The sequence below is a fragment of the Caulobacter hibisci genome (genome assembly GCF_016135805.1).
Lineage (GTDB): Bacteria > Pseudomonadota > Alphaproteobacteria > Caulobacterales > Caulobacteraceae > Caulobacter > Caulobacter hibisci.
The window spans coordinates 104,913-117,306 of record NZ_JADWOX010000014.1 but is presented as its reverse complement, the minus strand read 5'-3'; the positions used below and the strand labels follow the sequence as shown (position 1 = coordinate 117,306).

The 12,394-nt window shown below is 68.8% G+C and carries 15 protein-coding genes; 14 read left to right on the top strand and 1 reads right to left on the bottom strand.

All coding sequences use genetic code 11. From position 1 onward, the window contains the following. The first annotated feature begins 24 nt into the window (after positions 1 to 24). The 9 genes from I4Q42_RS18445 to I4Q42_RS18405 all read left to right on the top strand — a co-directional run bounded on the left by I4Q42_RS18445 (position 25) and on the right by I4Q42_RS18405 (position 7,768). Entirely contained in the window at positions 25 to 423 is a 399-nt protein-coding gene (locus I4Q42_RS18445) for a DUF6968 family protein (protein ID WP_198577552.1), read from the top strand. After that, positions 420 to 1,025, top strand: coding sequence for a histidine phosphatase family protein (locus I4Q42_RS18440; RefSeq protein WP_198577551.1), 606 nt, complete (start codon positions 420 to 422; stop codon positions 1,023 to 1,025). Before I4Q42_RS18445 ends, I4Q42_RS18440 begins: the two co-directional genes overlap by 4 nt. Before the next feature lie 7 nt (positions 1,026 to 1,032). Then, complete coding sequence (locus I4Q42_RS18435; RefSeq protein WP_198577550.1) at positions 1,033 to 2,121, top strand: enoyl-CoA hydratase/isomerase family protein; 1,089 nt, start codon at positions 1,033 to 1,035, stop codon at positions 2,119 to 2,121. An 88-nt stretch (positions 2,122 to 2,209) separates the two neighbouring features. Then, positions 2,210 to 3,016 (top strand): class I SAM-dependent methyltransferase, encoded by an 807-nt coding sequence (locus I4Q42_RS18430; RefSeq protein ID WP_198577549.1) that lies wholly within the window; start codon positions 2,210 to 2,212, stop codon positions 3,014 to 3,016. After that, the gene (locus tag I4Q42_RS18425; protein WP_198577548.1) at positions 3,016 to 3,849 is read left to right on the top strand and encodes a hypothetical protein; all 834 of its coding nucleotides are present in this window, start codon (positions 3,016 to 3,018) and stop codon (positions 3,847 to 3,849) included. The genes I4Q42_RS18430 and I4Q42_RS18425 overlap by 1 nt, the downstream gene beginning before the upstream one ends. A 93-nt stretch (positions 3,850 to 3,942) precedes the next feature. Beyond that, on the top strand, positions 3,943 to 4,839 hold the full coding sequence (gene mmsB, locus I4Q42_RS18420; protein ID WP_198577547.1) for a 3-hydroxyisobutyrate dehydrogenase: 897 nt from the start codon (positions 3,943 to 3,945) through the stop codon (positions 4,837 to 4,839). Between the two features lie 166 nt (positions 4,840 to 5,005). Further along, complete coding sequence (gene hemA / locus I4Q42_RS18415; protein ID WP_198577546.1) at positions 5,006 to 6,232, top strand: 5-aminolevulinate synthase; 1,227 nt, start codon at positions 5,006 to 5,008, stop codon at positions 6,230 to 6,232. A gap of 9 nt (positions 6,233 to 6,241) precedes the next feature. Then, positions 6,242 to 6,880, top strand: a complete 639-nt coding sequence (locus I4Q42_RS18410) for a hypothetical protein (RefSeq protein ID WP_198577545.1) — start codon at positions 6,242 to 6,244, stop codon at positions 6,878 to 6,880. A 93-nt stretch (positions 6,881 to 6,973) separates the two neighbouring features. Continuing rightward, positions 6,974 to 7,768 (top strand): SDR family NAD(P)-dependent oxidoreductase, encoded by a 795-nt coding sequence (locus I4Q42_RS18405; RefSeq protein WP_198577544.1) that lies wholly within the window; start codon positions 6,974 to 6,976, stop codon positions 7,766 to 7,768. Positions 7,769 to 7,880: 112 nt separating this feature from the next. Here the strand turns inward: I4Q42_RS18405 and I4Q42_RS18400 are convergent, their stop codons facing one another. After that, the gene (locus I4Q42_RS18400; protein ID WP_198577543.1) at positions 7,881 to 8,324 is read right to left on the bottom strand and encodes a MucR family transcriptional regulator; all 444 of its coding nucleotides are present in this window, start codon (positions 8,322 to 8,324) and stop codon (positions 7,881 to 7,883) included. A 206-nt stretch (positions 8,325 to 8,530) separates the two neighbouring features. Here I4Q42_RS18400 and glyA point away from each other — a divergent pair, with 206 nt between their 5' ends. The 5 genes from glyA to thiL all read left to right on the top strand — a co-directional run bounded on the left by glyA (position 8,531) and on the right by thiL (position 12,389). Continuing rightward, the gene (gene glyA / locus I4Q42_RS18395) at positions 8,531 to 9,820 is read left to right on the top strand and encodes a serine hydroxymethyltransferase (RefSeq protein WP_198577542.1); all 1,290 of its coding nucleotides are present in this window, start codon (positions 8,531 to 8,533) and stop codon (positions 9,818 to 9,820) included. A gap of 31 nt (positions 9,821 to 9,851) precedes the next feature. Beyond that, positions 9,852 to 10,325, top strand: a complete 474-nt coding sequence (gene nrdR / locus I4Q42_RS18390) for a transcriptional regulator NrdR (protein ID WP_110118234.1) — start codon at positions 9,852 to 9,854, stop codon at positions 10,323 to 10,325. A gap of 81 nt (positions 10,326 to 10,406) precedes the next feature. After that, positions 10,407 to 10,871: a 6,7-dimethyl-8-ribityllumazine synthase gene (locus tag I4Q42_RS18385; protein WP_198577541.1), complete on the top strand. Its 465-nt coding sequence runs from the start codon at positions 10,407 to 10,409 to the stop codon at positions 10,869 to 10,871. Continuing rightward, the gene (gene nusB, locus I4Q42_RS18380; protein WP_198577540.1) at positions 10,868 to 11,323 is read left to right on the top strand and encodes a transcription antitermination factor NusB; all 456 of its coding nucleotides are present in this window, start codon (positions 10,868 to 10,870) and stop codon (positions 11,321 to 11,323) included. Before I4Q42_RS18385 ends, nusB begins: the two co-directional genes overlap by 4 nt. Next, positions 11,232 to 12,389 carry a thiamine-phosphate kinase gene (thiL, locus tag I4Q42_RS18375; protein WP_198577539.1) on the top strand — a complete coding sequence of 386 codons (1,158 nt, stop codon included), beginning with the start codon at positions 11,232 to 11,234 and terminating at the stop codon, positions 12,387 to 12,389. The genes nusB and thiL overlap by 92 nt, the downstream gene beginning before the upstream one ends. Positions 12,390 to 12,394: the final 5 nt, after the last annotated feature.

Here is a 12,394-nt window from a genome sequence, read left to right as displayed (position 1 = left end):
CCGACCGGGAAGAGCTGAAGCGCGATGTCCAACGATCAGACGCCCGTCGATCTCCTGAAGATCGACGAGGAGGACGGGCCGCCGCTGGAGGCCGGCGTCGCCTGCGAACGCACCTACCAGATCCTCGTCGATGGTGGTCCCCAGCCGCTGCTCTGCCGATGGTTCACGCCCCAGCCCTGGGGACGAAGCTGGCTCTGCCGCACGACCATGACGATGGCGGATGGTCAGGTCCGAAGCTACCGGACCGGCGGCGTTGATTCCGTCCAGGCTCTGGTTCTGGCGATGAACCGGGTCGCGGATGCGCTCCTGGAGGGCGACATCCCCGCCTACTGGTTCGAACAGGACGACGATCTCGGGTTGCCCTACATGGACTACCTGGCCGAAGAGATGGCCGCACGCAAAATCAGGTTCGAAGCCAAGTGATCTATCTCTGCCGCCACGGCCAGACCGCGTTCAACCGTGAGGGCCGCTTCCAGGGCCAGACGGAGTCCGACCTGACCGCCTTTGGACGGGCCCAGGCGCGGGCCATGGGCGACCTGCTGGCCGATCTGGTCGCGCGCGATCCGTCGGACGGATGGCGCATCGTCGCCAGCCCGCTGCGCCGCGCGCGCCACACCGCCGAGGCCATCGCCGAGCGCACCGGCCTGCCTCTGAGCTTCGACGATCGCCTGCTGGAGATCAGCGTCGGCGAATGGTCGGGCCGCCTGCGCGAGGACATCCGTCGCGACAATCCCGAGCTGTTCGCCAGCTACGAATGGGCGTTCCGCGCACCGGGCGGCGAAACCTTCGAGGACGTCACCGCCCGCGTCGCGGGCTGGCTGGCCGACCAGCCTCTGGAAGGCCAGCGCCGCCTGATCGTCGTCAGCCACGGCGTCGCCGGCCGGCTGCTGCGCGGCGCCTATGCCGGGCTGTCGCGCGCCGACACGCTGGCCCAGGACGTCCCGCAGGACGCCGTCTATCGCCTGATGGGCGGCCAGGTCGATCGCTTCGACTGCGCCCCCGTCGCCGACCCCGAACTCGCCTGAGATCCCGATGACCGACGCTGCCCCCAAGCCGGCTACCCCCAAGCAGGCCCCTGAAGTCCTGATCCGCGCCAAGAAGAACGTCGGCCGGATCACGCTGAACCGGCCCCAGGCGCTGCACGCCCTGACGCTGTCGATGTGCGAGACGATGATCCGGGCGCTGCTGGATTGGCAGGCCGATCCCGAGATCGACATGATCATGATCGATCACGCCGGCGAGCGCGGCTTCTGCGCCGGCGGCGACATCCGCATGCTGGCCGAGAGCGGGGCCGGCGACGGCGTCGAGGCGCGGAAGTTCTTCCACACCGAATACCGGCTGAACCACCTGCTGTTCCACTACGACCGCCCCGTGGTGGCGATCATGGACGGCGTGGTCATGGGCGGCGGCGTCGGCATCTCGATGCCGGCCCACTACCGGATCGCCACCGAGCGCACGACCTTCGCCATGCCCGAGACCGGCATCGGCCTGTTCCCCGACGTCGGCGGCGGCTGGTACCTGCCGCGCCTGCCGGGCAAGGCGGGGCTATGGCTGGCCCTGACCGGGGCGCGGATCAAGGGCGCGGACTGCCTGCGTCTGGGGATCGCCACCCACTTCGTCGAGTTCGGCGCGATCGAGGGGCTGAAGAAGGCGATCCTGGCCGACCATCGCCGCATCGACGAGACCCTGAGGATCTATCGCGCCGACGCCGGCAAGGCGCCGCTGGTCGGCTTCGAGCAGGACCTCAACCGCCTGTTCGTCGGCGAGAGCGTGGAAGAGATCTTCGAGTTCCTGACCGTCGACTCCAGCGACTGGGGCAAGGCCCAGCTGGCGGTCCTGAAGACCAAGTCGCCCCAGACCCTGAAGGTCGCCTTCGAGCAGCTGAAGCGCGGCGAGGCCATGACCGACTTCGCCGAGCACATGGCGATGGAGTACCGCATCGGCTCGCGCGTCGTGCAGCGCCCTGACTTCATCGAGGGCGTGCGGGCGGTGATCGTCGACAAGGACAACGCCCCGCGCTGGACCCCGCCGACGGTGGAAGAGGTGTCCGACGCCGACATCGCGGCGATCTTCGCGCCCTTGCCGGCGGACGAGGAGTGGACGCCTCTGTCGGAAGCCTGAAGGCCGCCGCTCCCCTAACGGCATTGCCGGTGACGGTTCGCCTCGCTAGCTTGCCCGCAACTAAGAAGACCCCGCCGGAAGGAAGACCATGCGTAAGCCGCTTCTCAGCCTCGTCGCCGCGCTCGCCCTGACCGCCTGCGCCACGACCCCGATGGGACCGGTCGAGCCGCCGCCGCCGCCTCCGGCCGACGCCCCGGTCGCCATTCCGGCCAACATCATCGCTGCGGTCGAGAACCCGCTGCGTCCTGAGGTCGACGTCAAGCGCGACGCCGACCGCCTGCCGGCCCAGGTGCTGGCCTTCGCCGGCGTGCGCACCGGCGCGAAGGTCGCCGACCTGATCCCCGGCGGCGGCTACTTCACCCGCCTGCTGTCGCGGGCCGTCGGTCCGCGCGGCCACGTCTATGCCTATGTGCCCGACGAGCTGACCAAGCTGGCCAAGCGCGAGCCGGCCGTGAACGCCATCGCCGCCGATCCGGCCTACAAGAACGTCTCGGTGATCCTCAACACCCTGCCTAGCTTCAATGCGCCGGAGAAGCTGGACCTGGTGTTCACCGCCCAGAACTACCACGACATGCACACCCCGCTGATGGGGCCGGCCGACCTGTCGGTGGTCAACCGCAAGATCTTCCAGTCGCTGAAGCCGGGCGGCGTCTATCTGGTGCTCGATCACTCGGCCCAGCCGGGCTCGGGCCTGCGCGACGCCGCCGGCCTGCACCGCATCGACCCCGAGACCGTCAAGGCCGAGGTCACCGCCGCCGGCTTCGTCTTCGAAGGCGAGAGCCGCGTGCTGCGCGACAGCGCCGACAAGCGCAACGTCTCGGTCTTCGATCCGTCGATCCGCGGCAAGACCGACCAGTTCATCTACAAGTTCCGCAAGCCGGCCGGCGCGCGTTGATGGCGGTTTCCTGGCGGCGCGGCGCGAAGGTCGTCGCGCTGCTGGGAAGCGCGGTGGTCCTGACGGTCCTGACCCAGGTGGGCGGCCTGATCCTGCTGCTCACGGCTTGGGTTGCCAGGCTGCGCCGCTGGCCCGTCGGCCTCTCGCTTCTGACTTTCCTGGCCGTCTATGGGCTGGCCACGGCCGTCGTGGTTCCACCGCTGGCCAAGCTCGGCGGGCGCGACCGCCTGCCCTGTCTGGTCGGGAAGGGCGAGACTTACGGCGCCGTCAATCCGCTGCTCTGCATGCTCAACCGCAACTATGCGCGGCCCGAAGCCCGCACCGCGCTCGCCGCCCTGGCGGGCCATATGGCCGAGGCCTATCCGGCAACCGTCACCCGCTATCTCGACGCCGGCTTTCCCTTCTTCGACGGCTTCCCGCTGCCGCCGCACCTGTCGCATCGCGACGGCCTCAAGGTCGATCTCGCCTACCTCTATCGTGAGCGCTCCGGCGCCCCCGTGAGCGACGGGACGGCCAGCCCGATCGGCTACTGGGCCTATGAAGGTCCTAAGAGCGGCGAGGCTCGGCCTTGCGCCGGCTATCGTCGGGCCAATCTGCGCTGGGACTTCGACGTCCTGCAGCCGCTGGCGACGCGACGGGCCGACCCCGTCCGCACGGCCGAGATGCTGCGCTGGTTGACCACGGAGGGACGGGCGTTCGGCGTGAAGAAGATCCTGCTGGAACCCCATCTGAAGGCGCGATGGGCGCCGGACGTCGATATGATCCGCTTCCAGGGATGCCGGGCCGCCCGTCACGACGACCACCTGCACCTGGAGCTGTCCAAGGCCAACTAGGGCATTTTCCGACGACGTGGACGCCGGTTCATCGTCAGAAAATGCGACAAGACAAACGAGAGGCCGAACGGCCCTGCGTAGGAGGAAACCTCAATGACCCGCATCGCCTTCATCGGCCTGGGCAACATGGGCGGCGGCATGGCCGCCAACCAGGCCACGGCCGGCCACGCCGTGTCGGCCTTCGACCTGTCGGCCGTCGCGCTGGAGCGCGCCGTGGCGGCGGGCTGCGTCGCCGCCGAGTCGGTGGCTGAAGCGGTCGCCGACGCCGAGATCGTCGTCACCATGCTGCCGGCCGGGCCGCACGTGCGCGCGGTCTATGGCGAGCAGGTGCTGGCCCAAGCGCCCAAATCGGCCCTGCTGATCGACTGTTCCACCATCGACGTCGACAGCGCCCGCGCTGTGGCGCAGCAGGCGAGAGCGGCGGGTTTCCGCTTCGCCGATGCGCCGGTGTCCGGCGGGATCATGGCCGCCGAGGCCGGGAGCCTGGCCTTCATGGTCGGCTGCGACGACGCCGACTTTCCGGCCGTCGAGGCGGCGCTGAAGCCGATGGCCCGGGCGGTGATCCACGCCGGCGGCCACGGGGCGGGGCAGGCGGCCAAGATCTGCAACAACATGCTGCTGGGCGTCTCGATGCTGGGCACCTGCGAGGCCTTCGCCCTGGCCGAGAAGCTGGGCCTGGCCGCCGACCGCTTCTTCGAGATCGCCAACCAGTCGTCGGGCCAGTGCTGGTCGGTCTCGACCTATTGCCCGGTGCCCGGCGTCGGCCCCGCCACCCCGGCCGATCGCGCCTACGAGGGCGGATTCGCCACGGCGATGATGCTCAAGGACCTCAAGCTGGCCCAGGAAGCCGCGGCCCGCGCGGGGGCCAGCACGCCGATGGGGGCCCAGGCCGAGGCGATGTACGCGCTGTTCGACGCCAACGGCTTCGGCGGCAAGGACTTTTCGGCGATCCTGCAACTGTTGCGCGGACGTCTTGCGAAGCTGGATTGAACAAGGCAAGGTTGTGTCGGGCGGTTATGGAACCAATCGATGCGACACCACGTCTAATTCCAATTTGTAGGTAAAGTCCCTTAGGTGGACACTGCGCCTACGGGGTGCGAAAAGCCGTGCCAGAAGAAAAGGACCGTCGCGCCTCGGTTCGACGGGAGAGACCAGCATGGACTATAAAGCCGCGTTCTCCGACGCCGTCGCCCAGATCCGCAACGAAGGCCGCTACCGGGTTTTCGCTGATCTCAAACGCCACCGCGGCGCCTTCCCGCGCGCGACCTGGACCCGCGCCGACGGCGGCGAGAGCGAAGTCGTGGTCTGGTGCTCGAACGACTATCTCGGCCAGGGCCAGAACCCGATCGTGCTGGACGCCATGCACCAGGCGATCGACGAGCACGGCTCGGGCTCGGGCGGCACCCGCAACATTTCCGGCACCAACCACCACCATGTCGAGCTCGAGGCCGAACTGGCCGACCTGCACGGCAAGGAAGGGGCCCTGCTGTTCACCTCGGGCTACGTCTCCAATGAAGCCACGCTCAGCGTCCTGCAGAAGATCCTGCCGGGCCTGATCATCTTCTCCGACGCCCAGAACCACGCCTCGATGATCGCCGGCATCCGCAACGGCGGCGGCCCGCGCCACATCTTCCGCCACAACGACCTAGCCCATCTCGAAGCGCTGCTGGCGGCCGCCCCGGCCGACGCGCCCAAGCTGGTGGCCTTCGAGAGCGTCTATTCGATGGACGGCGACATCGCCGACGTCGGCGCCACGGCCGCCCTCGCCAAGAAATACGGCGCCATGACCTATCTGGACGAGGTCCACGCGGTCGGCATGTACGGCCCGCGCGGCGGCGGCGTCGCCGAGCGCGACGGCGTCATGGACCAGATCGACATCATCGAAGGCACGCTGGGCAAGGCCTTCGGCGTGATGGGCGGCTACATCACCGGCGACGCCGAGGTGATCGACGCCGTGCGCCTGATGGCCTCGGGCTTCATCTTCACCACCTCGCTGCCGCCCGCCCTGACCGCCGGCGCCCTGGCCAGCGTCAAGTGGCTCAAGCAGCATCCCGAAGTGCGCGACGCCCACCAGGAGCGCGCCGCCACCCTGAAGAAGATGTTCCAGGACGCCGGCCTGCCGGTGATGGAAAACGACAGCCACATCGTGCCGGTGCTGGTCGGCGATCCGGTCCACACCAAGCTGATCAGCGACATGCTGCTGGCCGACCACGGCGTCTATGTGCAGCCGATCAACTATCCGACCGTGCCGCGCGGCACCGAGCGCCTGCGCTTTACCCCCACGCCGTTCCACACCGACGACATGATGCGCAAGCTGGTCGGGGCGATGGAAAAGCTGTGGGCGCACTGCAACGTCGCCCGCATGGGCGGCCACGCGGCCTAACACCCCGCCTTGGGTTTCGATCTCGGTTACCTGCGCGAGCTGGCCGAGGACGCGTCGGAGCGTCCGGGCTGGCTCGGCCTGTCCGACTACTTCCGCTTTCGTCACCACGGCCTGCGACGCGAGGCGCTGGACGCCCTCGACGGCTTCATGGCCGGCGCCGTGACCTGGCCGTTGGCCGAGCGTGTCGTCCTCAGCGTCTGGATCGGCGAGAAGCGCATGGCCTATCGTGGCCAGCCCGAGGCCGTGTTGCCGGTTCCGCTGTTTCGCCTGCTGGTGCGCCCGACCCTCGATGAATGGGCCGCCGCCGCCCCGGACGAGCCCTGGCCGCTGGTCTGGCTGGCCCGGCTGTCGAGCGGCGGCGCAACCTGGCACGCCCCGCCGCAGCCCTTCCTGCGCGAGGCCCTCGACCGCGACCCGCTGTTCGCGCCGGCCCGGTTGGACCTGGTGGTCGCCGTCCTGGCCGACATCGCCTTCCACCAGCACGAACTGCCGCACGCCTATCTGGGCGAGGCCACGCAGGACCTGGCGACCCTGGACGAGGCCCGGCGGCTGCTGGTCGGGCTCGACGATGACGCCGTCGCTGATCTGGCGCCGCGCATCGCCTGGGCGCGCTCCGAGGCCCTGGCCTGGCTGGAAGGCGCCGCCTGAGGCTCTCCGCGTGGCGGTTTCCGGCGACAAGGCCGCTGCAAGCTCGCGCCGCTTGAGGCTGGATGCCTCGCCTGTACGCAGAGGAATCGACCCGTGAAGACCATCGTGATCACCGGCAGCAGCCGCGGCATCGGCTTCGGCCTGGCGGAAGCCTTCCTCGAGCGCGGCTGTCAGGTGGTGATCTCGGGCCGTAACCCGAAGGTCCTGGCCGAGGCCCTGGCCAAGCTGGAAGCCACCGGCGGCGCGGTCGCCGCCCAGGCCTGCGACGTCAGCAAGGTCGCCGACCTGGAAACCCTGTGGAACACGGCCGTCGAACGCTTTGGCGCGGTCGATATCTGGATCAACAACGCCGGCTCGGTCTCGCCCCGCGTGCGCCTGGACGAGGTGGAGGAGGCCGATATCGACGCCATCGTCGCCACCAACCTGCTGGGCGTGATCAAGGCCACCAAGCTGGCCATGACCCGCATGCTGGCCCAGGCCGGAGGCGGGGCGATCTACAATTTCGAGGGCTTCGGCAGCGACGGCATGACGGCCTCGGGCCTGACGCTGTACGGCGCCACCAAGCGGGCGGTGACCTATTTCACCAAGTCGATGGGCAAGGAGCTGGACGGCACCAACGTGCGGATCGGCACGATCAGCCCCGGCATCGTCGCCACCGACCTGTTGCAGTCCGAGATGAAGGACGCTTCGGACGCCGAGCGCCAGAAGTCGATGAAGCTCTACAACATCCTCGGCGACCGCGTGGAAACCGTGGCCCCCTACATCGCCGACGGCGTGCTGAAGGGCGAGGCCACCGCCGCGCCGGTGCGCTGGCTGACCATGCCCAAGGCCATGGGCCGGTTCATGACCGCTTCGTTCAAGAAGCGCGACATCTTCTCGGAAGCGTAAAGGGGAGTGAGTGATCCTCGTCCTTCGACAAGCTCAGGATGAGGATCATGGTCGGCGCAGTAGAAAACCTCACCCTGAGCCTGTCGAAGGGCGGGGTTTTCGCAGCTGCGGCCTACGCCCTCCTGCGCACGCCCTTGCCCAGGCCGATCTGCTTGGCGAAGTCCGAGCGGCGCGCGGCATAGGCCGGGGCGACCATCGGATAGTCCGACGGCAGGCCCCATTTGCGGCGGTAGTCCTCGGGGCTCATGTCGTAGTGCGAGCGCAGGTAGCGCTTCAGCATCTTCAGCTTTTTGCCGTCTTCCAGGCAGACGATGTAGTCGTGCTGGACCGAGCGCGAGACCGGCACGGCCGGCTTGGCCTTTTCCGTGGGACGAGCCGTGACGGGCTCGTCGCCCAGGGTCTGCAGCGCGCCATGGACGGTTCGGATCAGCTCGGGCACCGCAGTCTGGGAAATCTTGTTCTGCCCTACATAGGCCGCGACGATGCTCGCGCTCAGCGCCAGCAGGTCGGCCTCGTCCAAGACTTCCAAAGCCGCTTCGCCGTGTGAAACCGCCATACGTATCCCGCCCGTCTCTGTTCGTTGCATTGCTAAAGCCCCGGCGTGGCGGCCACACCGCACCGGGTTCGTGAGCAACGCATGGTTACGAAGGCGGTTCCGAGATTGATCGCGGCGCGAAGGGAGTTAAAGAGAGCCCCGTCGACTCCCGCTCGCGGGAGCCCGTCGCCCAAAGCCCGCCGCCGCCCGACCCCAAGGAGCGCCCGATGACGACTTCCACCGACCTGACCAAGTTCTTCGGCGCCGACCTGCAGTCCGCAGACCGCGACATCTTCGATCGCATCGGTCGGGAGCTGGGTCGTCAGCAGAACCAGATCGAGCTGATCGCCTCGGAGAACATCGTCTCCAAGGCCGTGCTCGAGGCCCAGGGCTCGATCCTGACCAACAAGTACGCCGAGGGCTATCCGGGCAAGCGCTATTACGGCGGCTGCGAATGGGTCGACGAGATCGAGACCATCGCCATCGAGCGCGCCAAGCAGCTGTTCGGCGCGGCCTTCGCCAACGTCCAGCCGCACTCGGGCTCGCAGGCCAACCAGTCGGTCTTCATGGCCCTCTTGCAGCCGGGTGATGCGTTCTTGGGCATGGACCTGGCCGCCGGCGGCCACCTGACCCACGGCTCGCCCGCCAACCAGTCGGGCAAGTGGTTCAAGCCGGTGTCCTACACCGTGCGCCAGCAGGACCAGCTGATCGACTACGACAACGTCGCCGAGGTCGCCCAGCGCGAGAAGCCCAAGCTGATCATCGCCGGCGGCAGCGCCTATAGCCGCGAGATCGACTTCGCCCGCTTCCGCGAGATCGCCGACAGCGTCGGGGCCTACCTGATGGTCGACATGGCCCACTTCGCGGGCCTGGTGGCCGGCGGCGTGTTCCCCAGCCCGGTCCCGCACGCCCACGTCGTCACCACCACCACCCACAAGACCCTGCGCGGCCCGCGCGGCGGCATGGTGCTGACCAACGACGAAGCCATCATCAAGAAGGTCAATTCGGCCGTGTTCCCCGGCCTGCAGGGCGGCCCGCTCGAGCACGTCATCGCCGCCAAGGCCGTCGCTTTCGGCGAGGCGCTGCAGCCCTCGTTCAAGGACTACGCCGCTCAGGTCATCGCCAACGCCAAGGCCCTGGCCGAAGCGCTGGGCAAGTCGGGCGTCAACATCGTCTCGGGCGGCACCGACAGCCACCTGATGCTGGTCGACCTGCGTCCCAAGGGCGTGACCGGCCGTGACGCCGAGCACAGCCTCGAGCGCGCCCACATGACCTGCAACAAGAACGGCGTGCCGTTCGACACCGCGCCGTTCACAATCACCTCGGGCATCCGCCTGGGCACCCCGGCCGGCACCACGCGCGGCTTCAAGGAAGCCGAGTTCACCCGCGTCGGCGAACTGATCGGCGAGGTCGTCAACGGCCTGGCCGCCAACGGCGCCGACGGCAATGCGGCGGTCGAGGCCAAGGTCCGCGAGGAAGTGCTGGCCTTGACGGCTCGCTTCCCGATCTACAACTAATAGCGGCTGGCCGCAGGGGAGGGCCAAGATCATGCGGTGCCCATTCTGCGGCCATGCCGAAAGCCAGGTGAAGGACAGCCGCCCGTCGGAAGACGGGGCGGCCATCCGCCGTCGTCGCCTCTGCCCGGAGTGCGCCGGCCGCTTCACCACCTTCGAGCGCGTTCAGCTCCGTGAGCTGATCATCGTCAAGCGCTCGGGCCGTCGCTCGCCGTTCGACAGGGACAAGCTGATGCGCTCGATCTCGCTGGCCACGCGCAAGCGGCCGATCGAGGGCGAGCGGGTCGAGCGGATGGTCAACGGCATCGTCCGGCGGCTGGAAAGCCAGGGCGAGACCGAACTGCCGTCGTCGGCCGTGGGCGAAATGGTCATGACCGCCCTCAAGGCGCTCGATGACGTGGCCTATGTGCGCTACGCCTCGGTCTACCGCGATTTCCGGGAGACCAGCGATTTCGCGAAGTTTTTGGGCGAAGAAGGCTTGAGTGACGTCGCCGAAGACGAGCTATAGGCGCATTCTACGATTCGATTTTTCGGGTCGGCGTGAGACGGCCCGCTGAGGCCTCCCGTCCGCCCAGGAGTTCAGAGGCATATGGTGGAAGACAGGATTCGTCTGCTGATCGTCGAGGGGCGCCGTTATTCGGGCCTCTCCGACGCGCTGCTGGCCGGCGCGGTGCAGGCGATCGAAGGGCAAGGCGCGGAGTACGACGTCATCACCGTGTCGGACGCCCTGCAGATCCCGGCCGCCATCGCCATCGCCGAGGAAGCCGGCAAGGGCCCCTCGGGCGTGCGCTATGACGGCTATGTCGCCCTGGGCGCCATCGTCCGCGGCGAGACCTACCACTTCGAAATCGTCGCCAACGAGACCGCGCGCGGCCTTCAGGACCTCGCCGTCGGAAAAAGGTTGGCCATTGGTTACGGGGTGTTGACGGTTGATGACGAGGATCAGGCCTGGAATCGCGCGCGCCTCTCGCAGGGCGACCGCGGGGGCCAAGCCGCTCGGGACTGCCTGGAGATCGTCGGATTGAAGCGTCAGCTGTCAGGACAAGCGCGATGAGCAAGCGCATCCAGCCTCGTTCCGTCTCGCGTCTGGCGGCCGTGCAGGCCCTCTATCAGATGGAAGTCTCCGGCGCCGGCGTCGACGCCGTCGTGCGCGAGTTCTCCGAGCACCGCTTCGACCGCGCCATCGAGGACGCCGAGGGCGCCCAGCTGGCCCAGGCCGACGAGACCTTCTTCGCCGACCTGGTCAAGGGCGTGGTCTCCAAGCAGACCGAGATCGACCCGGCCATCGTTCGCCGCCTGGCCTCGGGCTGGAAGCTGGAGCGCCTGGACGCCACCGCCCGCGCCGTGCTGCGCGCCGGCGCCTACGAGCTGATGAACCGTCGGGACGTCCCGACCGAGGTCGTGATCGACGAATATGTCGAGATCGCCAAGTCGTTCTTCGAAGGGCCGGAAGCCGGCTTCATCAACGGCGCCCTGGACGCCATCGCGCGTGACGCCCGAGTCTGACGACGACTGGTTCGACGACCCCGCCCCGGCGACGACGCCGGGGGCGGAGGACGACGAGTCGTGGTTCGACGACGTCCCCCCGGCGGCCGCGCCCGCCGGTCCGGACGAGTTCGAGCTGATCGAGCGGTTCCTGCGGCCCCTGACCAACGGCGATCCCGCCGCGCTCGACCTGCTGGACGACGCGGCCGTGCTTCCGTCGCGTCCCGGCTACGACCTGGTGATTACCAAGGACGCCATGGTCGCCGGTGTTCACTTCCTGGCCGGCGAGGACCTCGACGTCGTCGCCAAGCGCCTGCTGCGCACCAATCTCTCCGACCTGGCCGCCAAGGGCGCCGAGCCCTACGGCTATTTCCTCGCCGTCGGCTGGCCCTCGGGCACGACCGTCGAGGACCGCGAGACCTTCGCCCGCGGCTTGGCAGAAGACGGCCAGGCCTACGGGATCAACCTGCTGGGCGGCGACACCGTCACCACCTCCGGCGCCCTGGTCGTTTCCGCCACCTTGCTGGGCTGGGTGCCACAAGGCGCGGCCGTCCTGCGCCGCGGCGCCCAGGCCGGCGACCGCCTCGTGGTCAGCGGCAGCATCGGCGACGGCTGGCTCGGCCTCCTGGCCCACTGGGGCGAGGTCGAGGATCCCGACGGCGGCCTCGTGCGCCGCTACCGCACCCCTGCGCCGCGCCTGTCCCTGCGCGAGGCCCTGCGCCAATACGCCCACGCCGCCGCCGACGTCTCCGACGGTCTGCTGGCCGACGCCGGCCACATCGCCAAGGCCAGCGGCCTGCAGGTCAAGGTCGACCTCGACCGCCTGCCGCTATCGACCGGCGCCCGCGCCTGGCTGGAAGCCCAGCCCGAACGCGGCGAAGCCCGCATGTCCCTGGCCTCGGGCGGCGACGACTACGAGATCGTCTGCGCCATCCCCCCCGCCGACGTCGCCGCCTTCCAGGCCGCCGCCTTCGCCGCCGGCCTGCCGGTCCGCGACATCGGCGAGTTCGTCGAAGGCGAGGGCGTCGCGGCGCTGTTCAAGGGCAAGGACATCACGCCCCAGCGGCTGGGGTGGCTGCACGGCTGAGCCGT